Genomic DNA, 20,305 nt, shown 5'->3' on the forward strand with positions numbered 1-20,305 from the left:
CAATGGCAGAGCTACCGAGAAGGGAAGTGGTCGGCGCCTGGACGATGCTGCTCGGCTACGTCCTGCTGATCTTCGGCCTGGCCTGGGACGCGCAATGGCACATCGACGTCGGCCCGGACACGTTCTTCACCGCTCCACATCTCTTGCTGTACAGCGGTCCCGCGATCTACGGCCTGAGCTGCCTGGCCGTGGTCCTGCTCAACACCTGGGGGCGGCCCGAGCCCTCGGACCGGCCGGCGGTCGCCGTGCTGCGGGTGTTCCGGGCGCCGGTGACGTTCCTCGTCGGCGGCATCGGCGCGGCGCTGTTCATGTTGTACGGCGCCGCCGACCTGTGGTGGCACGAGGTCTACGGCTTCGACATCGCGCAGGGCGACACGCCCTCACACGTTGGGCTGCAGTGCGCCTTCCTCGCCACCTCGGCCGGTCTGGTGATGGCGTTCGCCGCGTTGCGCGGAACGCGATCCGGCCGCTGGGGCTTCGCGATCTCGTGTGTGTTCGGGCTGATCGGCGCGCTGCCGCTGGCGACGTCGACGCCGCCGCTTCCCGGCGTGTCGTCGGTCGGAATCGGCATCGGCGCGGTGTGCGCGCTGTTCCTCGGCATCATCGCGGGGACGACGCGCGGCGTCGGCTGGCTGTTGGCGTGTGCGGCGGCGTTCGTCGCGGTGCAAGGGCTCATCTACCTGTTCGCGCCCTGGGCGACCCGGACCTACGCCGACGCGATCGGCCTGTCGTTGCGCGACTACGCCAGCCAGCAGTCGGCGATCGCCAGCGCGATGCCGATCACGTTCCCTGTCGTACTGGCGATCAGCGCCGGCGTGATCTGGTTCGCGCGGAGAACCGGCGCCAGGCCAGGCGTCGTGCTCGCGATCCTGGGCGGGGCGACGATGGTGCTCACGATGCTGCTGTTCATGCTGCTCGCGCCCGAGGGCGGTCTGGTGCCCAACCTGCTCGTGGGTGCGCTGGTGGGTTCCGCTCTGACCTGGCTCGGCTGGCACGCCTCGGCGCTGCTGCGCCGGCTCGCGCCGCGGGACGTGCCGGGAATGGTGCCTGGAGAGGCGCCGGGAGAGGTGACAGCATGAGGCGGCTGTGGGCGTTGCTGCTCGTCGCGTGCGCTGCCGTGCTCGCCGGCGCCGGCCCGGCTGCAGCCGCGGCCGGACGGCTCGACATCGTGCACAGCGAGCGGGTCGAGCTGGGAGACTCGACGCTGATCGTGTCGTTCACCCGCTGGCCGCTGCAGGAGAACCGCTCGCTGGACTTCACGTTCGCACCGGCCGGCGGGATCCAGGAGCGGACCGCGAGACTGCGGGCGATCGACCCGTCCGGTCGGCCGGCGGGGACGCTTGGGCAGCTGGGAGCCGTCGAGGACGACTCGGGATGGTTCCCACTGCCACGGCATCCGCGCGACCGGAGTGTGTGGGGACTGGACGTGGTTTCGCTGCCGGAGGAGGGGAGATGGCGGTTCGAGTTCGAGGTGAAGGGCCCGGAAGGGACGTCGACGGCGAGCCTGCCGCTCGAGGTGGGACCGCAGCCGGGTCCGCCGTACGCGCTCAGCTGGACGGTCGCGATGCTGCCGTGGATCCTGCTGATCCCGCTGCTGGCGTACGGCTGGGTCCGCGCCCGGCCGCTGCGGCTGGCGGGCACCCGCGCCTGGAGTGGCTGAGCGACGGCCTGCTGGTCTGCCTGCCGCCGCTGGTCGGCGGGGTGATGGCGCTCGCCGGCGGGATCCGCGGCCCGTACTGGCCGATGGTCCTGCTGACGCTGGCGGAGTCGCTCACGCTGGCGTGGTACCGCCGGTTCCCGCTGGCCGTGCTGATCGTCGTCACCGGGATGGAGTTCGCGCTGGCGGCGCTGGACATCCCTGTGTTCGTGGGGATCCTGGTGGCGGCGACCGGGCTCGGCGCGTGGGGCAGGCCCAGGCAGCAGCGGATCGGGATCGCGGTCGTGCTCGGCGTGCTGCTGACCGCGGGGGTGCTCAGCCTCTTCCTCAAGCACGGCGAGCCGCTCGTCGTCGCGTTGGTGTTCGCGATCGTGACGATCCTGATCGTCGGCTTCGTCGCGATCGGCCGGGCCGGCGCCCGGCAGCGAGTCCGGATCCAGGAACTACGGGAGCACTCGCGACGGTTGGAGGCCGCCCGGGAGCTGGCTGGGCAGCTGGCGGCCGAACACGAGCGTGCCCTGCTGGCAAGGGAGTTGCACGACATTCTCAACCACGCGGTGACCGCGATGGTGCTGGACGCCGAGGTCGCGGCCGACACCGGCAAGGACACCGAGGTGACGTTGCGGCGGGTCGCGAGCATCGGGCGGGAGTCGCTGGCGGAGCTGCGCCGGCTGCTCGGCGTACTCCGCGATCCGCCGGACGGGCACGACCCGCTGGCCGTACCGCCGCGGCTGGACCAGCTCCCGGAGCTCGTGTCGGGCGCGCGCGGGCGGCTGGAACGACGCGGTGAGATACGGCCGGTGGACGCGAGCATCGAGCTCGCGGTCTACCGCGTCGTCCAGGAGTCGTTGACGAACGTCACCAAGCACGCGGGCGGCGAGGTCGAGGCGGAGGTCGTGTTGTCGTACGCGCCGGACTCGTTGGACGTGCGGATCGGCAACGCCGCGGGCGACCGAGCGTCGCGTCCGGCCGGGAGCGGCGGCGGGCTGGGGCTGATCGGCATGCGGGAACGGGTGGAGCTGCTGGGCGGGCAGCTCCAGGCCGGCCCGCGACCGGACGGCGGGTTCGAGGTGCGCGCGGTACTCCCGCTGCGGGGTGTGGCGCCGTGACCCGCGTGCTGGTCTGCGACGACGAGCAGTTGCTGCGCGAGGCGCTGGTCAAGCTCGTCGAGGCCGCGCTCGATCTCGAGGTCGTCGGGTCGGCCGTCAACGGTGCGGAGGCCGTCACCGCGGCCGCCGAGCTTCGTCCCGACGTCGTGCTGATGGACATCCGGATGCCCGTGCTCGACGGGATCGAGGCGACCCGGCGGATCGTCCGCGCCCGCGGTGACGGCCCCGGCCGGCGGGTGCTGATCCTCACGACGTACGACCTGGATCGCTATGTCTATGAGGCGCTGCAGGCCGGTGCCAGCGGGTTCCTGCTGAAGGACGCGCCCAGCGAGCGGCTGCGCGACGGCATCCGGATCGTCGCGGCCGGGCAGGCCGTCCTGGCACCGGAGGCCACGGCGCGGATGATCGAGGCGCTCCAGCCACAGCTGCCGACACGCGAAGACCGAGCTCTGCTGGCCGCGCTCGGCCGGCTGACCAGCCGCGAGCGCGAGGTCTGCGAGCTGATCGCCGAGGGCCACTCCAACGACGAGATCGCCGCCAGGCTGGTGATCAGCCGGTACACCGTGAAGGTGCACGCCTCCAGCATCCTCGCCAAGCTCGGGCTCACCGACCGGATGCAGGTCGTCCTGGCCTGGTCGCGGCTGCGCACTCTGTTGTGATGCCACGGGTTCAGCGGCGGGGAGGGGCGGCCGCACGGGTCGCGGCCACCCCTCGGCAACGCGCCTACAGACAGCCCTCGAAGCTGGTTTCGATGTCGCCGCCGGCGTTGTGCCAGCCGTCGGTCGGATGGAACCGGGCGTCGCTGCCCCAGTTCCCGGGCCGGCCGATCGCCTGGAACCCGTAGTAGATGTACTGCACACCGGGCCGGATCTCTCCGAAGCCACCGGCATCCAACCGTCCCGAGGTGATGACGGTTCCCCTGACACCATCGACGGCCAGGGCGTTCTGGTTGACACAGAGGAGCTTGTTCACGATCCGGAGATCGTTGGCCCAGGCCGGCAGGCCGGAGCTGTACGGGCCGTACCAGCCGGCACCGCCGAGCGAGCCGTCCAGCTCCGTACACATGCTGAGCGGCCCGAACCCGGTGTCCAGGTAGGGGAGGGGACAGCTGATCCCCGTGGACGGATAGACGTCGAAGATCGGTTCCGCGTTCGGTGCGTATGTCGTGGTCGAGCGAGCCCGTGGGCTGGAATCGGCGGCCGCGGGGCCGGCGATCCACGCCAGGCCCAGGAGAGCCACGCAGATCAGGAAGAACGCGCGCCTCATCCGACCTCAACTCCTTTCCTTTCTCGGTATTCAGGTCTTCACCCGTCACGGTGACGCCGTCCGGTTGCACCGGTGCTTCACGGCTGTTGCACACGTCGCGGGAGCGGGAGCCCGGGACGGGCCGGCTGCCGCGGATCGTTCGAAACGGCGCAAACTCATTTGGCCTTGTCCCGGTGGAGCACGCACAATTGCGGTTCGTGAGTAGTTCCTCCGAACCCGGTGCCGCGGAGTCCGCGCCCAGCTGGCGGCGCAAGCTGGCCGCCCTCCGGCTCGACATCACCCCGCTGAAGACCTCCCGAGACTTCCGGCTGCTCTGGTCCGCGGGCACCGTGTTCTATCTCGGCGCGATGGTGGCCTACGTCGCGTTGCCGTACCAGCTGTACGACCTCACCAAGTCGAACTTCGCGGTCGGAGCCCTCGGCCTCGTGCAGCTGATCCCGCTGATCGTCGCCGGGCTGTACGGCGGAGTGCTGGCCGACCGGCTGGACCGGCGGCTGGTGATGGTCTACACCGGCGTCGCGCAGTTCGTCCTGGCCGGTGCGCTGCTGGCCAACGCGCTGCTCGAGCACCCGTCGGTCTGGGCGATCTACGTCATCGGCGGGCTCTACTCGATCGCGTCGTCGCTGCAGCGGCCCAGTCGGGAGGCGCTGATCCCTCGGACCGTACGCCACGACGAGCTGCCGGCCGCGGTCACGCTGGCGTCGTTCGGCGTGCAGGTCGGCATGCTGACCGGACCGGCCGTCGGCGGCCTGCTGATCGCCCAGGCCGGCCTGCCGTGGGCGTACGCCGTGGTCGTCATCGGCTACGCCATCGCGACCGGGCTGCTCGCGCTGCTGCGCCCGTACGCCCCGACCGAGCAGGCCGACGAGGGCAACGGCCCGCTCGCGACACTCCGCAGCATCGGCGACGGCCTGACGTATGCCGTCCGCCGCAAGGACTTGCTCGGCACCTACGTCGTCGACCTGGTAGCGATGCTGATGGCGATGCCGACCGTGCTGTGGCCGGCGTTCGCCCAGGACGTGCTGCACCAGCCGACCACGCTCGGCCTGATGTACTCCGCCGGCACGGTCGGCTCGCTGCTCGCGACCGCCACCAGCGGCTGGACGAACCGCGTCCACCACCACGGGCGGGCGGTCGTGCTGGCCGCGGCCGCCTGGGGCGCGTCGATCGTGGTCGCCGGGCTCTCGCCGTCGGTGTGGCTCGCGCTGTTCGCGCTGCTGCTGGCCGGGGCATTCGACCTGATCAGCGGCGTGTTCCGCAGCATCATCTGGAACCAGACGATCCCCGACGAGCGGCGGGGCCGGCTGGCCGGCATCGAGATGCTGTCGTACTCCATCGGACCGCTCGGCGGCGAGGCTCGCGCCGGCTTGGTCGCCGACGCGACCAGCGTGCGGGCGTCGATCGTGAGCGGGGGAGTGCTGTGCGTAGCCGGCGTGGCGTTGGTGGCGGCCTGGCTGCGCGACTTCTGGACCTACGACGCCCGGACCGACGAGCACGCCGTCCGCGAGCGCGAGCTGCGCGAGGCGCGTGCCGCGGAGGAGGCCAAGACGGCGGCCGAAGCCGGAATCGGGACCGGCGATGTCCGCGATGTCACAGCCGAGCACGCCGGTGCGTCACCAGGGGCATGACCACTACCAAGCCAGAGGCCTCTCCGGCGACCCGGCAGAAACTAGGCGCGCTGACCACGACTGTGCTCGTCCTCGGCGTGCTGTCGTTCCTCGTGCCGGGCGTGTGGATCTTCGTGGCGACCAGGAACTTCGCCGAGGTCGCGGCGCCGTGGGCGGACTTCAGCGCCCATTTCCTGCGCGACGCCGGAGCGTTCCAGATCGGGATCGGCGTGGCTGTGCTGGGCGTACTGCTCTGGCGGGACGCGATCGGCGTCGTGCTGGCCGGACTCGCGGCCGGGACGCTGATGCACGCGCTCTCACACGGAATCGACGACGACTACGGCGTAGCGATCGGTTTGGCCGTTTTCGGACTCCTGGTGGTGCTGGCCCTGGTGCTTCACCTGCGGCAGATCAGGCGGATCAGGCGGATCAGTCGCCGTTGAACGGGAACAACGGGCGCCACTCCCGCATCAGCTCGACCTCGTAGACCTCTGCGGGGTAGGGGTCGTCGGCCAGGATCTGGCGTACTTCTGCCTCGTCGGCCACGTCGTAGAGCAGGAGCGCTCCCGCGTCGTCGGCGAAGGGACCGGCCGTCACCAGCTTGCCGGCCTCTCGCAGCGATGAGAGGTACTCCCGGTGCTTGGGCCGGGCCTGCAGCCGACGCTCGTTCTCTTGTGGCACGAACCGGAACTGAACCGCGAAGATCGCCATGCCCGGGAGCGTACTAGCCGGGTTGTGGACCGGGCGATACGCGGTTGGTGAGGACCGCGTGACAGCGGAAGTGGCGACAGTGTCGTACGCTGGTGGTTCGCACAGTGCCGAACCGCGGCGTACTCACGTTTGGACAAGGGGTTCACCGGACCGATGGAAATCGCGTTCTCGATCCTGCTGATCCTGGCGAGCGTAGTGCTCGTTGCGCTGATCCTGCTCCACAAAGGGCGGGGCGGCGGATTGTCCGACCTGTTCGGTGGCGGCGTCTCCTCCAACATGGGCGGCGTCTCCATTGCCGAGCGCAACCTGGACCGCATCACGATCGGTGCCGGGATCATCTGGTTTGCCTGCATCATCGCGCTCGGATTGCTCTACAAGATCGGCTGACGACCGCCAGTTCGGATTCGCCGGCCAACGCCTCTTCCCCACTCCCTCGCAGACCGCGAGGTCCGGGGTCGTCCCCGGAATTACTCGGAAACACAGTCGTCGTACGGTATTTCAAGGGAGATAAGTCCGTGGCAAGTGGAAGCGCCATTCGAGGTAGCCGAGTGGGTGCAGGGCCGATGGGAGAAGCCGAGCGGGGCGATTCCGCTCCCCGTCAGCGGGTTTCTTACTGGTGTGCACATGGGCACGAGGCACGCCCGAGCTTCGCCCTCGATGCTCCGATCCCCGACTCCTGGGACTGCCCGCGCTGCGGGCTCCCCGCCAGCCTGGACTCCATGAACCCGCCGCCGGTTCCCCGTAACGAGCCCTACAAGACGCACCTGGCTTACGTGAAGGAGCGCCGCACCGACGAGGAGGCCCGCCAGATCCTCGAGGAGGCGCTCGCGTCCCTGCGTGCACGGGTCGACCGCGGCGAAGTCCTGCTCTGACCTGACCGGTGCTTTTCGCACCCGCAACGCCTGTCGGCGAGCAGGCTCGTGAGTTAACCCTGAGCGGCGTCCGCCTGGCGTCGTTCCGCGGCGACCGAGCACTGCTCGCCGACAATCGTTCGAGCTGTGGGCCACCATGATCCGGTATCAGACCGGGTGTCATGGTGGCCCGCTCGTCAACTGATGATCTGCCTGATGACCGCCGCCACGTCGTCTGCGACGAGAGTGGGGCGGTAGGCCAGCTCTGCGGGCCACTCGCGGCCACGGCGGAGCCAGGCGGTCGAAAGCCCGAGCCGGGCAGGGCCGCCGATGTCGGCCTCCTCGGTGTCACCGACCATCCAGGCGCCGTCCAGGGTGCCGTCGACCACCGCGGCCGCCGCCTGGAAGATTCCCGGCTCCGGCTTCCGGATGCCGACCGCCTCCGAGATCACGCAACCGGCGACCAGGGCGTCGAGCTTGGCGTTGCGTACCTTCGCCGACTGCTGCGCCACCGCCCCGTTCGTGACGACGACCGGCGTCCAGCCGGCCGCGGTGGCCGCGCGCAAAGCCTCGTTGACGCCGGGTTCGAGCCGGGCACGGTTGGCCGCACCCCACCGGAGGAACTCCCGGAACTTCTCGACGGGCAGCGCGCCATCGTACCGCTCGCGTAGCGCCTCGACGAGCTCGGTTCGGGGAGCATGCCCGCGCCGGTCGAGCAGCATGACCCACTCCAGGTCGCCGAGCGGCAGACGGTGGGTCTCGTAGAACTCGATCAGCCCGGCCTGGAAGGCCCGGTCGCGGTCGATCAGAGTGTTGTCGAGGTCGAGCAGCAGCAACGGCCGGGAGGGCACGCCAACCTCCGATTGTCGGTGCTTGTCGGTGGGAGCTGATTACATAGCAGCCAACACATCGCAGTGCTTGTCGTCGGTGACAAGTCGGGCTCAGCCCGATGATACGAGTCGCCTCCACACGGTGGCGCACACGTCGAGCGCTTCGCCTCGCCCGGACAGGGCGTGGCGCAGGGATCTACGGAAGGTGCGCCATGGAGTGGGGTATCAAGATCGGCAAGCCGGTGGAGCACTGGCTCGAACAACTCGACAACGACGGGCTGCTGCGAGTGTGCGCGGCGCTCGACCTGATCAGCGAGCAGGGGCCGAGAATCGGCAAGCCACTGGTGCATCGCACCCACGATCCGGTCGACGGCCGGGAGCTGCGCATCGCCGCGCGGCGCGGTCGCGAGCTCAGGGTCCGCTTCACCATCGACCCCGACGGCTACGCGGTCCTCCTGCGCGACCTGCGCCCCGACCGCCCGCCGCGGCCGGGACGGCACGCACGCACCGGAACGGGGGCGGGATCGGGACATGGGCCTGGGCATGGGCTCGGGCTTGGGCTGCCGGGGCTGGGGCCGGGTGCTGCCGCCGGCGCCCCGGACACGTTCGTGGAGTGGTCGCGGCTGCGCGCGTTGCTCGACGTCGACGAGTCCAGAGTTCGGCGCTACCTCGCCCGCCTGCGTTCCGAGCTGTCCGGCGAACGCCTGGCCGACCTGCGCAAGGGCCACCTCCTCACCCGCCGCGACCTCGCCTCCGCGATGGGCGTCCGCACCTCCAAGGTCGCCCGCCTCGAAGCCGGCGAGCTCGAGCGCACCTCACTCGGCCAACTACGTGCCTACGTCCAAAGCCTCGGCGGCGACATCGAGCTCGCCGCCACGTTCTCCAACCGCCGGATCCTGCTGTAACCAGCGATTGGCCCGTTGCCACCCAGTCAGAACGGACGAACCGGCTATCCGCGGTTGGCCGTGCTGGCCTGCTGGTTCAAGCGTGTGTGCCGCCGGCGTGTCTGCGGGTGGCTGCTGTGCTGTCGCCTTCAATCACGCGGACTCGCAGATGCAGAGTTGAAGCGGCGTGTCCGCGGCAAATGGTCGACCGGACCAGTCACCGAATCGCTCGACGAGCCGCAGTCCGCCGAGCGAGACGAGCAGCGGCAGCTCCTGCGGGAAGATGCTCCTGATGTCGAGCGGTGCGACGACGAAGTCGGGCTCGGAGCTGGTCGAGAGATACCACGTCCCGCGGGTGACCTGCGCGGGCGCATCGTAGATCTCGGCGACATCGACGCTGACGTTGCCACGGTCAGGATCCAGGAACGACGACGACTCTCGGGTGCGCCGCACGCCATCGGCTTCGGCAAGTTGGCGCACGCTCGGGTTGAAGACATCGAAGACGAACCGTGCTCCAGGTGCCAGGTGTCTTCGAACCGACCGGAAGCAGCTCACCAGATCCTCAGCCTCATGCAGATGCAGGAGGGAATTGGCTGTGATGAACACGAAGTCGAAGGTGCGGCCCAGATCGAAGGCCCGCATGTCGCCCTGCGTCCATTCCACCGCTACCCCGTGCTCGTTCGCCTTACGCTGAGCCTCAGCCAGCATGTCCGACGAGAAGTCCAGGCCGACGCACTGATGCCCGTCGGAGGCGATGGGGATCAGCTTGTGTCCGGTGCCGCACCCGAGCTCCAGTACGCTCCCGCCTTGCCGACTGGCGTCGGCCCGGTAGAAGTCGACTGCGGGCCCGCCGCCCGGGAACATCAGGTCGTACAGCCTCGCGTGCGAGTAGAACGCTTCACTCATGGAGCGCTTCCTCCCTTCCGACTCGTCCGCAGATCGCAGCGCGCATCGCAGGCAGGTAAGGGCTCTCGCTGCGAGGGACACCACGATGACCCCGACATCTGCGGTTCTGTGGCGGCCTGCCACCCAGGTAATGGCTGTGGCCGCCGGCGCACCTCATGCCGAAGGCTCGTCCAGGTAGCCGAGCACAGCCCCTGCCTCAGCCTGCGACGACGTCCCGTGCGCGAGAGCGCGCGAGGCCGTCAGCCGCGCCAGCGCGACGTACGCCTCGACCACCTCCGGAGACGACACCGCCGCCAGTGCTGAGAGATGCGCCCGGATCGTGCCCACGTCACCCCGGCGCACCGGCCCCGTCAACGCCTCGTCGCCCAGCACGAGGGCGTTCTCAAGAGACTTGCGGAAGATCGGCCCGAGCAGGTCGGCGGGCGCGGACACCTCCGCCGTACGCAACAGCTCGAGCGCGGTCGCCGTCAACGTGATGATGTTGTTCGCCGCGAACACCATCGCCGCGTGATAGAGCGGCCGGGTCTCATCCGGCACCCACACCGGCACGCCGCCGAATCCCGCCACGAACGCCTCGACCGCATCCCGCGCGGAAGGCGGCGACGTGACGCCGAACGGCAACCCCTCGACCAGCGTGTGGTCCTGCTCCGTCCCGGCGAACGTCATGACCGGGTGCAGCGCCACCGGCACCGCACCGAGAGCCGCCTGCAGGCTCGCGAGCCCGGATCGCCCACTGGTGTGGACGATCCACTGCCCGTTCCGCACCGCCCGCGACGCGGCCAGCGACTCCACGACCGAAGGAATCGCGTCGTCGGAGACGGTGACGAACACGACCTCCGATCGACGTGCCACCTCGGCAGGCGAGACCAACGGCACCGAGGGCAGCCAGCGTGACGCACGAGAGCGAGCCGAAGCCGATCGCGCCGCTGCCGCCACGACCCGGTGGCCGGACGCGAGCAGTGCCGCCCCCAGAGCGGAGCCGACCCTGCCGACACCGATGAACCCGATCGCCCGTGGATCAGCCACCAGACGAAACTACGAGATGACGGGCGAACGCAGGTCCGGGGGCAGCTCCTTGGCCGCCGCCCGGTCGAGCAGCCACAACGTACGGTCCTGCCCGCGCGCACCGGCCGCTGGGATCTGGACGGATCCGGCGCCCGACAACGCCAGCCTGACGGCCGACGCCTTGTCGTCGCCGCCCACGCAGAGCCACACCTCGCGCGCGGTGTTGATCGCGGGGAGCGTCAGCGAGATCCGCGTCGGCGGCGGCTTGGGGGAGCCGTGCACCGCGACCACCGAGCGTTCCTCTTCGTACAGCGCCGGCTTCTCCGGGAACAGCGACGCGATGTGCCCGTCGGGCCCGACGCCCAGCATCAGAACGTCGAACACCGGTACGGAGGAGTGGTTCGCCGGCTGGACGGCAGCGCCGAGCTCCGAGGCGTAGCGTTCGGCCGCCAGCTCGGGATTCGCACCCGCCGGGCCGTCGGAGGCCGGCATCGCGTGCACCCGTGCGGGCGACACCTTCACGTGGTCCAGCAACGCCGACCGCGCGCCCGTCTCGTTGCGCTCCGGGTCGCCCGACGGCAGGAACCGCTCGTCACCCCACCAGAAGTCGACCCGTGACCAGTCGATCGCGTCCCGCGCCGGCGACTTGGCCAGCGCGGCGAGCGTCGCGGTTCCGACGCCGCCGCCGGTGAGCACGATCGAGGCCACCCGCCCGGCCGCCTGAACGTCGGCGAGGCGGGTGGCCAGCCGGGCGGCGATCGCCTCGGCCAGCTGGTTCCTGTCCGCGTGTACGACGATCTCTGGTTTCATGACCTCGCCTTCGCCGTCTTCTTCGTCGACTTGGCCTTGCCGCCGCTGCTCTTGCCGTTGGTGGACGTGGACCTGCCGTTCGCGGCAGCAGTGGACCGCTTGTGCAGCTCGGTGACCGCCTCGGCGTAGATGTCGTCCGGGTCGAGCCGGCGCAGCTCCTCGGCCAGCAGCTCGGCCGTGCCGCGCCGCTTCAACGCGACGGCCCGTTCCGGCTGCCCGGGGATGGCGTAGCGCGCCAGCAGCCCGTCCGGCCGGGTGATGGCGATCTCGCCGTCCGGCGTCACCAGGCGAACGGCGGTGATGCCGGGACCGTCGGACGTCTTCACCGACGCGGGCGCCTTCAGCTTGTCGGCCAGCCAGGACGCGATCAGCTCCGCGCTGGCGTTGGACCGCTCGGCCTCCACGACAGCAGCCTTCACCGAGCAGGGGTACTGGTCCAGTGCCGCGGCGAGCAGCGCCCGCCACGGTGTCGTACGCGTCCAGGTCAGGTCGGTGTCGCCGGGGGTGTACTCGCCGCAGAGCCTCTGCAGCGCCGCGATCGGACGCTTGCTCCCGGCCGCGTCGGTTACCCGGCGCCTGCCGAGCGCGCCGATCGGGTCCTCGGCCGGCTTGGTCGGCGCCTTGCCCGGCCACCAGACGACGACCGGCGACTCCGGCAGCAGCAACGGCATCACGACCGAGTCGGCGTGCCTGCCGAGCTCGCCGTAGAACCGCAGCAGCACGGACTCACCGGACATGCCCTCGGCGATGCGCACCGACGCGTCCAGCTTGGCCGGCTGCCGTCCGCCGTGAACGATCACGCCGAGCACCCGCGACGGGTGCTCCTTGCCGGCCTCGCCCGCCGCGGCCAGCGCCTCGGCGTACCCCTCTTCGTCGGTCACCACGACCAGCGTCAGCACCATGCTCATCGCCGGGCTGCCGGCCGCCCGGCGGGCCTGCACCAGGGCGGACGAGATCTTGCTGGCGGTGGTGTCGGTCAGCTCGATCTTCACGGGCGTCTCCAGGTTCGTCCTTCGCGGGCCAGCATCTCGTCGGCCGACGGCGGACCCCACGTGCCGGAGGCATAGCTGTCAGGCGTGCTCTTCTCGGCCCAGTAGTTGACGATCGGGTCGAGGATCTTCCACGACAGCTCGACTTCCTCCGACTGCGGGAACAGTGGCGGCTCGCCGAGCAGGACGTCGAGAATGAGCCGTTCGTAGGCTTCCGGCGACGACTCGGTGAACGCGCCACCGTAGGCGAAGTCCATCGTGACGTCGCGGATCTCCATCGCCGCGCCCGGCACCTTCGAGCCGAACCGCATCGTGACACCCTCGTCGGGCTGGATCCGCATCACCAGGGTGTTGCTGCCGAGCTCCTCGGTCGCCGTCGCCGTGAACGGCAGGTGCGGCGCCGGCTTGAACACGACCGCGACCTCGGTGACCCGCCGCGGCAGTCGCTTGCCGGTACGCAGGTAGAACGGAACGCCCGCCCAGCGCCGGGTGTCGACCTCGAGCTTGATCGCGGCGTAGGTCTCGGTGTGGGAGGTGGACGAGATGCCCTCCTCCTTCAGGAAGCCGTTGACCTTCTTGCCGCCCGCCCAGCCCGCGGTGTACTGCGCGTGCGCGGTGTGCAGGTCGAGCCGCCGGGGCAGCTTGACCGCTTCGAGCGCCTTCACCTTCTCGATCCGCAGCGCCTTGGGATCGAAGGAGTTGGGCTCCTCCATCGCCGTCAGCGCCAGCAGCTGCAACAGGTGGTTCTGGATCACGTCGCGGGCCGCGCCGATGCCGTCGTAGTAGCCCGCGCGGCCGCCGATGCCGACGTCCTCGGCCATCGTGATCTGTACGTGGTCGACGTAGTTGGCGTTCCACACCGGCTCGAACATCTCGTTGGCGAACCGCAGCGCCAGGATGTTCTGGACCGTCTCCTTGCCGAGGTAGTGGTCGATCCGGAAGATCGCCTCGGGCGGGAACACCTCGGTGACCGTGCGGTTGAGCTCCTGCGCGGTCTCGAGGTTGCTGCCGAACGGCTTCTCGATGACGACCCGCCGCCACCCGTCCGCCTGGTCGGCCAGGCCGTGTTCCTTCAGCTGCTGCACGGTGATCGGGAAGATCTTCGGCGGCACCGAGAGGTAGAACGCGTGGTTGCCGTTGGTGCCGCGCTCCCGGTCGAGCTCGTCGATGGTCTTCTTCAGCCGCTCGAACGACGCGTCGTCGCCCAGCTCGCCGGGGACGAAACGGGTGCCCTCGGTGAGCTGCCGCCACACCTCCTCGCGGAACGGCGTGCGGGCGTACTGCTTCACCGAGTCGTGCACGACCCGCTCGAAGTCCTGGTTGGCCCAGTCGCGGCGGGCGAAGCCGACCAGCGCGAAGCCGGGTGGCAGGTAGCCGCGGTTGGCCAGGTCGTAGACGGCCGGCATCAGCTTCTTACGAGCCAGGTCGCCGGTCACACCGAAGATGATCAGTCCGCACGGCCCGGCGATGTGGGGGAGCCGCCGGTCCTGCGGATCTCGTAACGGATTCGCAGGGTCCATGTCCGAGCTCAGTCCAAACACGGTCACGCGGACACTCCCTCCAACGCTGCGAGCAGCTGGGCGATGCCGGCCTTGCGATCGGTGAGATGCAGGCGGATGACCGGCTGTCCGGTCTGCGCGAGCACCACCGCGTCGCCGGCTGCCTGCGCGCGCTGCAGCTGGCCGAACGTGAACGGCCGGCCCGGGATCTCGAGGTCTTCCACAACGTCGCCCGTGAGCTGGACGAAGCCGCCGTTCTTGTGGCCGCCCTTGTGATACTGGCCGGTCGAGTGCAGGAACCGCGGGCCCCAGCCGAACGTGGTCTGCACGCCGCTGGTCCTGGCGACCAGGTTGCGCAGCCGCTCCGCGTCGGCATCGTCGTCGCGGTCGAGATAGGCCTGCAGCGCGAGATAACCCTTGCTGGGAACGAGGTGCTTCAGCAGGCCGAGCACCGCGGTCAGCGTGGTCTCGCCGCGCATCACCTCAGGCTGTGCGTAGACCTCGACCGCGCCCTCGGTGAACGCGTGCGGCAGGTTGTCGCCCGCAGTGGGGTTCTCCAGCAGCTCGCGCGCCTGCGCCTTGGCCGCCTCGACGTTGGGCTGGTCGAACGGGTTGATGCCGATCACCTTGCCGGCGATCGCGACCGTGGTCTCCCACAGCTGGAACATCGCGCCGAGCGGACCGTCGGAGCGGATGCTCGGCACGCCGTAGTCGGCCTCCCCGAGCGAGACGTACGTCGCGTCGTTGGTGGAGATCCAGCCCGGCGTCTTCTTGCTGGCCGGTCCGACGTCGACGGGCAGCAGCCCCTTGTCGTCCTTGCCGGTGGACTCCGCGATCAGCTGCTCGGCCCAGGCGCCGAATCCGCGGATCGACGTCGAGCCCTCGCCGATGACGACCTTCTCGCGCCCTTGGCCGTGGGCCGCGCCGAGCGCGGCACCGATCACGAGCGCGGGGTTTTCCTTGGACGCGGTGGCCAGCAGCGGCAGGACCGCCTCGGCGTCGTCGAGCAGCTCGGCGATGTCGGCGCCGGCCAGGCCGGACGGCACCAGCCCGAACGCCGTCAGCGCGCTGTAGCGACCACCGACGTTCGGGTCGGCGAGGAAGACCTTGCGGTAGCCCTCCTTGGCCGCCAGCTCGGCGAGCGGCGAGCCCGGGTCGGTGACGACCACGATCCGGCTCGGACCGTCGATGCCCGCGTCGGCGAACGCCTTGAGGTAGGCGCGCCGCTGGCTGTCGGTCTCGACCGTGCCACCGGACTTGCTGGACACCACGAGCACACTGCGGTCGAGCGCGGTGCCGAGCGAACGCCGGATCACCGCGGGGTCGGTCAGGTCGAGCACGGTCAGCGGGACACCGGCCGTACGTGTGATGACCTCGGGCGCGAGCGACGAGCCGCCCATGCCGGCCAGCACGATGTGGTCGAGGCCCTCGGCCAGCAGTTCGGCGCGCAGGGCCTCGATCTCGGCCAGCAGCGGACGTGAGGTCCTGGGCAGGTCGACCCAGCCCAGCCGGATGGACGCCTCGGACTCAGCTTCAGGACCCCACAGCGTGGCGTCCTTGGCGGCGAGTTTCTCCGGCACCTGGTCCTTGCGGAGCTCCAGCGCTGTCGCGCTGAACCAGTCGCCGTCGATTCGCCAGTCGAGCTCGCTCACTTCTTCGCCCCGTCTGCGTTGGAAAGTGCGGTCTGAACTGTCTCGAGTAGTTGCTTCCAGCTCGCCGCGAACTTCTCGACACCCTCGTCCTCGAGCACCTGAACGACATCGTCGTAGGAGATCCCGAGTGCTTCGAGCTCGGCGATCAGCGCCCGCGCCTCGTCGTAGCCGGAGCGAACGGTGTCGCCGCGCAGCTCGAGGTGGTCTTCGCTGGCCAGGATCGTCGCCTCGGGCATTGTGTTGACGACGCCGCCTGTCACCAGGTCGGCGACGTAGAGGGTGTCGGGGAGATTCGGGTCCTTGGTGGACGTCGACGCCCACAGCGGCCGCTGCGGCCTCGCGCCGGCGGCCTCCAGGGCCTTCCAGCGGTCGGACGCGACGACCTGCTCGTACGCCTCGAACGCCAGGCGAGCGTTGGCGATCGCGGCCTTGCTGCGCAGCGTCTGCGCGTGCTCTGAGCCGATCTTGTCGAGGCGCTTGTCGACCTCGGTGTCGACCCGGCTGACGAAGAACGACGCGACGCTCTCGATCGTCGACAGGTCGTGGCCGTTGGCCTTGGCCTGCTCGAGCCCGGACAGCCAGGCGTCCATCACCTCGCGGTAACGCTCGATCGCGAAGATCAAGGTGACGTTGACGCTGATGCCCTCGGCCAGTGCCGCGGTGATCGCCGGCAGGCCCTCGGCCGTCGCCGGGATCTTGATGAACAGGTTGGGCCGGTCGACCAGCCACCACAGCGCACGCGCCTCGGCGATGGTCTTCGCGGTGTCCTTGGCCAGCCGCGGGTCGACCTCGATCGACACCCGGCCGTCGACGCCGTTGCTCGCGTCGTAGGCGGGCCGCATGACATCGCAGGCCCAGCGGATGTCATAGGTGGTCAGCGCGCGGACGGCCTCTTCGAGGTCGACGCCACGGACCGCGAGGTCCTTGACCTGCTCGGAGTATTCGTCGGCGTCCGACAGCGCCTTGGCGAAGATCGTGGGGTTGCTGGTGACGCCGACGACGTGCTTGTCCTTGACCAGCGCGGCGAGGTTGCCCGTGCTCAGCCGCTGCCGGGACACGTCGTCGAGCCAGATGGCGACGCCGGCCTTCGAAAGCTCACCGAGTCGATCGGTCATGAGCTGTCATTCCTCTCTAGAAAAGCTCTCGTGAAGCTCTGCTGCCTGGAACTACTTGGACGCCTCGAGGGTCTCTCGCGCGGCCTGCGCGACGGCATCCTCAGTAATCCCGAACTCACGGAACAGGGTCCTGTAATCCGCCGAAGCGCCGAAGTGCTCGAGCGAGACGATGCGACCTTGGTCACCTGCGAAGCGGTACCACGGCTGGGCGATGCCGGCCTCGACACAGACCCTGGCCTTGACCTCGGGCGGGAGGACGGAGTCGCGGTAGGACCGCGGCTGCTCGTCGAACCATTCGACGCACGGCATCGACACCACGCGGACCGCGACGCCCTCGGCGGAAAGGATCTCGTGGGCCCTGACCGCGAGCTGCACCTCGGAGCCGGTGGCGATCAGGACGACGTCGGGCTGCTTGCCGTCGGGCGCGTCCAGCAGGGTGTAGCCGCCCTTGGCGACACCCTCGACCGAGCCGAAGCCAGCGCCCGTGGAGCGGTCGTAGGTCGGGAGGTTCTGCCGGGTCAGGGCGAGCGCGGTCGGGCCGTTGGTGCGCAGCAGCGCCTGCCGCCAGACCTCGACGGTCTCGTTGGCGTCGCCGGGCCGGGCCACCGACAGGCCGGGAATCGCGCGGAGCGCGGCCAGGTGCTCGATCGGCTGGTGGGTCGGACCGTCCTCACCGAGCCCGATGGAGTCGTGCGTCCAGACGTACGTCACCGGCAGCCGCATCAGCGCGGCGAGCCGGACCGCCGGGCGCATGTAGTCGGAGAACACCAGGAACGTGCCGCCGTACGGACGCGTGCCGCCGTGCAGCACGATGCCGTTGAGGATCGCGCCCATGGCGTGCTCGCGGATGCCGAAGTGCAGCACGCGGCCGAACCAGTCGCCCTGGAACTCCTTGGTCGCGTGCTCCGGCGGAACGAACGACGGCTGGCCACCGGGCGTGGTGTTGTTGGACTCGGCGAGGTCGGCCGAGCCACCCCAGAACTCGGGGAGGTGCTCCGCGAGCGCCGTGATCACGCCGCCGGAGGCCTTGCGGGTCGCGACGTCCTTGCCCGCCTCGAACGTCGGCAGCACCTGCTCCCACCCGTCGGGCAGCCGGCGCTCGCTCATCCGGTCGAGCAGCGCGGCCCGCTCGGGGTTGGCGGCCCGCCAGGCTTGGTAGCCCTCGTCCCACGACTTGTGGGCGGCGGCACCGCGCTCGCGTGCCTGGCGAACGTGCTCGAGCACCTCGGGGTCGACGTCGAAGTGCTTGCCCGGGTCGAGGCCGAGCACCTGCTTGGTCGCCGCGACCTCCTCCTCGCCGAGCGCCGAGCCGTGCGACTTGCCGGTGTTCTGCGCGTTGGGCGCCGGCCAGGCGATGATCGTCTTCAGCACGATGAGCGACGGCTGGTCGGTGACCGCCTGGGCCGCGCGGTAGGCGTCGTAGAGCGCCTGGACGTCCTCGTGGTAGCCCTTGTCGGTCTTCCAGGCCACGGTCTGGACGTGCCAGCCGTACGCCTCGTACCGCTTGGCGACGTCCTCCGAGAACGCGATGTTGGTGTCGTCCTCGATCGAGATCTGGTTGGCGTCGTAGAGCGCGATCAGGTTGCCGAGCTGCTGGTGGCCCGCGAGCGCGCTGGCCTCGTGGCTGATGCCCTCCTCGACGTCGCCGTCGCTCATGAAGGCGTAGATGTAGTGGTCGAACGGGCTGGCGCCGGGCTTGGCGTCGGGGTCGAGCAGGCCGCGCTCGCGGCGGGCGGCCATCGCCATGCCGACCGCGTTCGCGACGCCCTGGCCGAGCGGACCGGTGGTGGTCTCCACGCCCGCGGTGTGACCGTGCTCGGGGTGGCCCGGCGTGCGGCTGCCCCACTGCCGGAAGTGCTTCAGGTCGTCGAGCTCCAGCAGCCCGTAGTAGAAGAGCTGGATGTAGAGGGTGAGGCTGGAGTGGCCGCAGGACAACACGAACCGGTCGCGACCTGTCCAGTCGGGGTCGGCCGGGTCGTAGCGCATCAGCCGCTGGTAGAGCAGATACGCGGCAGGGGCCAGGCTCATAGCGGTGCCTGGGTGTCCGTTGCCGGTGTTCTGCACCGCGTCCATGGCAAGCGTGCGGATGGTGTCGACCGCGCGCTGATCGAGTTCGGTCCACTGCAAGGCGTTGTCCATACCTGTTCCGGCTACCTGTTCCACGTTGGCCTGTGTGATCATCTCGGGGTCCGGGGTCGCCCCCGGGGAAGCACTGCCGCCGTGTTGGAGCCTACTCGTGCGACATTGAGCCACGGTGAACGCTCGCCGTCGCACCCGCGCGAGCAGAACTACTACGTCCGCCGTAGACTGCTCGGCGGCCCTTCGGTGGGGATCTCCTCCCCAGAGCTTCCTTGAGGTGTACGTGACGGCAGTCGACCAGCGGCCCGCGGTGTCCGAGGCGGGCACGGCAGACGCTGCTTCCGCGTCCGCTCCGGTGGGCTGGCGGGACGTCGTTTCCGCCTACGTCGCGCTGACCAAGCCGCGCATCATCGAGTTGCTGCTGGTCACGACCGTGCCGGTGATGTTCCTTGCCGAGGGCGGCGTGCCCTCGATCCCGCTGGTGCTGTTCACCGTGCTCGGCGGCATCCTGGCGGCCGGCTCGGCCAACACGCTCAACTGCGTGCTCGACCGCGACATCGACGAGCGGATGCGGCGCACCCGTCGCCGGCCGCTGCCGCGACACGCGGTGAGCGCCCGGAACGCCGCCGTGTTCGGCGTGCTGCTCGGCACCGTGGCGACGTTGTGGCTCGGGCTGCTCGTCAACTGGCTCTCGGCCGCGCTGGCGCTCGCGGCCAACGCGTTCTACATCCTCGTCTACACGATGGTGCTGAAGCGACGCACGTCACAGAACATCGTGTGGGGCGGCATCGCGGGCTGCTTCCCGGTCGTGATCGGCTGGACTGCCGTCCGCGACTCGCTCGGCTGGGCACCGCTCGCGCTGGTGCTGGTGGTGTTCTTCTGGACGCCGCCGCACACCTGGACGCTGGCGATGCGTTACAAGGAGGACTACGCCGCCGCCGGCGTGCCGATGCTGCCGGTCGTGAAGCCGGAACGTTCGGTGGCGCGGCAGATCGTCCTCTACTCCTGGGCGACCGTGCTGGCCTCGCTGGCGCTGTGGCCGATCGCGCCGACCGGCTGGGTCTACCCCGTCGCGGCGGCCGTGCTCGGCGGTGTGGTGCTGGTCGAGGCCTACCTCCTGCTGTTCCGCGTCGTACGCGGGCGGACCGGGCCGGCCCTGCGGCCGATGCGCTTCTTCCACTGGTCCAACCTCTACCTGGCGCTGCTCTTCGTCGCGGTCGCGCTGGACCCGTTGATCAGCCGCTGATCAGCTGAGTTGTCCGAGTTGTCTGACCTGAAGCTGACCTGACCCGGCCGGTCTCGGCCCGGACCGGAGGTCCGGTCGCCGAGTAGCCT

At 69.9% G+C, this 20,305-nt stretch carries 21 protein-coding genes; 10 read left to right on the plus strand and 11 right to left on the minus strand.

Annotated elements, in window-relative coordinates:
* Positions 1–2: 2 nt before the first annotated feature.
* From ACYVF6_RS21010 to ACYVF6_RS21025, 4 genes are read left to right on the plus strand one after another with little or no spacing between them, the layout of a single operon-like run.
* Positions 3–1,079 carry a hypothetical protein gene (locus ACYVF6_RS21010; protein ID WP_460523868.1) on the plus strand — a complete coding sequence of 359 codons (1,077 nt, stop codon included), beginning with the start codon at positions 3–5 and terminating at the stop codon, positions 1,077–1,079.
* The gene (locus tag ACYVF6_RS21015; protein WP_460523870.1) at positions 1,076–1,660 is read left to right on the plus strand and encodes a hypothetical protein; all 585 of its coding nucleotides are present in this window, start codon (positions 1,076–1,078) and stop codon (positions 1,658–1,660) included. Before ACYVF6_RS21010 ends, ACYVF6_RS21015 begins: the two co-directional genes overlap by 4 nt.
* Entirely contained in the window at positions 1,573–2,766 is a 1,194-nt protein-coding gene (locus tag ACYVF6_RS21020; RefSeq protein ID WP_460523872.1) for a sensor histidine kinase, read from the plus strand. The genes ACYVF6_RS21015 and ACYVF6_RS21020 overlap by 88 nt, the downstream gene beginning before the upstream one ends.
* A complete protein-coding gene (locus tag ACYVF6_RS21025) occupies positions 2,763–3,425 on the plus strand; it encodes a transcriptional regulator (protein ID WP_460523874.1) in 663 nt (220 codons plus the stop codon). Before ACYVF6_RS21020 ends, ACYVF6_RS21025 begins: the two co-directional genes overlap by 4 nt.
* Before the next feature lie 64 nt (positions 3,426–3,489).
* Here the strand turns inward: ACYVF6_RS21025 and ACYVF6_RS21030 are convergent, their stop codons facing one another.
* Entirely contained in the window at positions 3,490–4,032 is a 543-nt protein-coding gene (locus ACYVF6_RS21030; RefSeq protein WP_460523876.1) for a hypothetical protein, read from the minus strand.
* A 197-nt stretch (positions 4,033–4,229) separates the two neighbouring features.
* Between ACYVF6_RS21030 and ACYVF6_RS21035 the strand changes: the two genes are divergently transcribed.
* Both ACYVF6_RS21035 and ACYVF6_RS21040 read left to right on the plus strand, forming a co-directional pair.
* Complete coding sequence (locus tag ACYVF6_RS21035) at positions 4,230–5,660, plus strand: MFS transporter (RefSeq protein WP_460523878.1); 1,431 nt, start codon at positions 4,230–4,232, stop codon at positions 5,658–5,660.
* Positions 5,657–6,082: a hypothetical protein gene (locus ACYVF6_RS21040; RefSeq protein ID WP_460523880.1), complete on the plus strand. Its 426-nt coding sequence runs from the start codon at positions 5,657–5,659 to the stop codon at positions 6,080–6,082. Before ACYVF6_RS21035 ends, ACYVF6_RS21040 begins: the two co-directional genes overlap by 4 nt.
* Here ACYVF6_RS21040 and ACYVF6_RS21045 read toward each other — a convergent pair.
* Entirely contained in the window at positions 6,069–6,350 is a 282-nt protein-coding gene (locus ACYVF6_RS21045) for a YciI family protein (protein ID WP_460523882.1), read from the minus strand. The two genes, ACYVF6_RS21040 and ACYVF6_RS21045, sit on opposite strands and share 14 nt — an antisense overlap.
* 153 nt (positions 6,351–6,503) lie before the next feature.
* On the opposite strand from ACYVF6_RS21045, the gene secG reads away from it, so the two are divergent.
* Together secG and ACYVF6_RS21055 are read left to right on the plus strand one after the other, a co-directional pair.
* Positions 6,504–6,737, plus strand: coding sequence for a preprotein translocase subunit SecG (gene secG / locus ACYVF6_RS21050; RefSeq protein WP_460523884.1), 234 nt, complete (start codon positions 6,504–6,506; stop codon positions 6,735–6,737).
* 128 nt (positions 6,738–6,865) lie between these two features.
* Positions 6,866–7,222 carry an RNA polymerase-binding protein RbpA gene (locus tag ACYVF6_RS21055; protein WP_460523886.1) on the plus strand — a complete coding sequence of 119 codons (357 nt, stop codon included), beginning with the start codon at positions 6,866–6,868 and terminating at the stop codon, positions 7,220–7,222.
* A 176-nt stretch (positions 7,223–7,398) separates the two neighbouring features.
* Here ACYVF6_RS21055 and ACYVF6_RS21060 read toward each other — a convergent pair whose 3' ends face one another.
* Positions 7,399–8,052, minus strand: coding sequence for an HAD family hydrolase (locus tag ACYVF6_RS21060; protein ID WP_460523888.1), 654 nt, complete (start codon positions 8,050–8,052; stop codon positions 7,399–7,401).
* Positions 8,053–8,243: 191 nt separating this feature from the next.
* On the opposite strand from ACYVF6_RS21060, the gene ACYVF6_RS21065 reads away from it, so the two are divergent.
* Positions 8,244–8,936, plus strand: a complete 693-nt coding sequence (locus ACYVF6_RS21065; protein WP_460523890.1) for an XRE family transcriptional regulator — start codon at positions 8,244–8,246, stop codon at positions 8,934–8,936.
* A 132-nt stretch (positions 8,937–9,068) separates the two neighbouring features.
* Here ACYVF6_RS21065 and ACYVF6_RS21070 read toward each other — a convergent pair whose 3' ends face one another.
* From ACYVF6_RS21070 to tkt, 8 genes are all read right to left on the minus strand, one after another.
* Positions 9,069–9,821, minus strand: a complete 753-nt coding sequence (locus ACYVF6_RS21070; protein WP_460523892.1) for a class I SAM-dependent methyltransferase — start codon at positions 9,819–9,821, stop codon at positions 9,069–9,071.
* Between the two features lie 153 nt (positions 9,822–9,974).
* Positions 9,975–10,847, minus strand: a complete 873-nt coding sequence (locus tag ACYVF6_RS21075) for a Rossmann-like and DUF2520 domain-containing protein (protein ID WP_460523894.1) — start codon at positions 10,845–10,847, stop codon at positions 9,975–9,977.
* Positions 10,848–10,856: 9 nt separating this feature from the next.
* On the minus strand, positions 10,857–11,636 hold the full coding sequence (pgl, locus tag ACYVF6_RS21080; protein WP_460523896.1) for a 6-phosphogluconolactonase: 780 nt from the start codon (positions 11,634–11,636) through the stop codon (positions 10,857–10,859).
* The gene (locus ACYVF6_RS21085; protein WP_460523898.1) at positions 11,633–12,628 is read right to left on the minus strand and encodes a glucose-6-phosphate dehydrogenase assembly protein OpcA; all 996 of its coding nucleotides are present in this window, start codon (positions 12,626–12,628) and stop codon (positions 11,633–11,635) included. The genes pgl and ACYVF6_RS21085 overlap by 4 nt, the downstream gene beginning before the upstream one ends.
* Complete coding sequence (gene zwf, locus ACYVF6_RS21090; RefSeq protein ID WP_460524545.1) at positions 12,625–14,145, minus strand: glucose-6-phosphate dehydrogenase; 1,521 nt, start codon at positions 14,143–14,145, stop codon at positions 12,625–12,627. The genes ACYVF6_RS21085 and zwf overlap by 4 nt, the downstream gene beginning before the upstream one ends.
* 23 nt (positions 14,146–14,168) lie before the next feature.
* Complete coding sequence (locus tag ACYVF6_RS21095) at positions 14,169–15,776, minus strand: glucose-6-phosphate isomerase (protein ID WP_460523899.1); 1,608 nt, start codon at positions 15,774–15,776, stop codon at positions 14,169–14,171.
* The gene (tal, locus tag ACYVF6_RS21100; protein ID WP_460523901.1) at positions 15,773–16,891 is read right to left on the minus strand and encodes a transaldolase; all 1,119 of its coding nucleotides are present in this window, start codon (positions 16,889–16,891) and stop codon (positions 15,773–15,775) included. The genes ACYVF6_RS21095 and tal overlap by 4 nt, the downstream gene beginning before the upstream one ends.
* A 51-nt stretch (positions 16,892–16,942) precedes the next feature.
* The gene (gene tkt, locus ACYVF6_RS21105) at positions 16,943–19,030 is read right to left on the minus strand and encodes a transketolase family protein (protein WP_460523903.1); all 2,088 of its coding nucleotides are present in this window, start codon (positions 19,028–19,030) and stop codon (positions 16,943–16,945) included.
* Positions 19,031–19,280: 250 nt separating this feature from the next.
* Here tkt and ACYVF6_RS21110 point away from each other — a divergent pair, with 250 nt between their 5' ends.
* Positions 19,281–20,216: a heme o synthase gene (locus tag ACYVF6_RS21110; protein ID WP_460524546.1), complete on the plus strand. Its 936-nt coding sequence runs from the start codon at positions 19,281–19,283 to the stop codon at positions 20,214–20,216.
* Positions 20,217–20,305: the final 89 nt, after the last annotated feature.

Source organism: Flindersiella endophytica (assembly GCF_054779015.1).

What these genes read in the sequence shown, in the direction of transcription:
- ACYVF6_RS21010 (WP_460523868.1), top strand. Translation starts at nt 3, where the DNA reads ATGGCAGAGCTACCGAGAAGGGAAGTGGTCGGCGCCTGGACGATGCTG.
- ACYVF6_RS21015 (WP_460523870.1), top strand. Translation starts at nt 1,076, where the DNA reads ATGAGGCGGCTGTGGGCGTTGCTGCTCGTCGCGTGCGCTGCCGTGCTC.
- ACYVF6_RS21030 (WP_460523876.1), bottom strand. Translation starts at nt 4,032, where the DNA reads ATGAGGCGCGCGTTCTTCCTGATCTGCGTGGCTCTCCTGGGCCTGGCG.
- ACYVF6_RS21040 (WP_460523880.1), top strand. Translation starts at nt 5,657, where the DNA reads ATGACCACTACCAAGCCAGAGGCCTCTCCGGCGACCCGGCAGAAACTA.
- ACYVF6_RS21045 (WP_460523882.1), bottom strand. Translation starts at nt 6,350, where the DNA reads ATGGCGATCTTCGCGGTTCAGTTCCGGTTCGTGCCACAAGAGAACGAG.
- secG (WP_460523884.1), top strand. Translation starts at nt 6,504, where the DNA reads ATGGAAATCGCGTTCTCGATCCTGCTGATCCTGGCGAGCGTAGTGCTC.
- ACYVF6_RS21065 (WP_460523890.1), top strand. Translation starts at nt 8,244, where the DNA reads ATGGAGTGGGGTATCAAGATCGGCAAGCCGGTGGAGCACTGGCTCGAA.
- ACYVF6_RS21070 (WP_460523892.1), bottom strand. Translation starts at nt 9,821, where the DNA reads ATGAGTGAAGCGTTCTACTCGCACGCGAGGCTGTACGACCTGATGTTC.
- pgl (WP_460523896.1), bottom strand. Translation starts at nt 11,636, where the DNA reads ATGAAACCAGAGATCGTCGTACACGCGGACAGGAACCAGCTGGCCGAG.
- zwf (WP_460524545.1), bottom strand. Translation starts at nt 14,145, where the DNA reads ATGGACCCTGCGAATCCGTTACGAGATCCGCAGGACCGGCGGCTCCCC.
- tal (WP_460523901.1), bottom strand. Translation starts at nt 16,891, where the DNA reads ATGACCGATCGACTCGGTGAGCTTTCGAAGGCCGGCGTCGCCATCTGG.
- tkt (WP_460523903.1), bottom strand. Translation starts at nt 19,030, where the DNA reads ATGGACAACGCCTTGCAGTGGACCGAACTCGATCAGCGCGCGGTCGAC.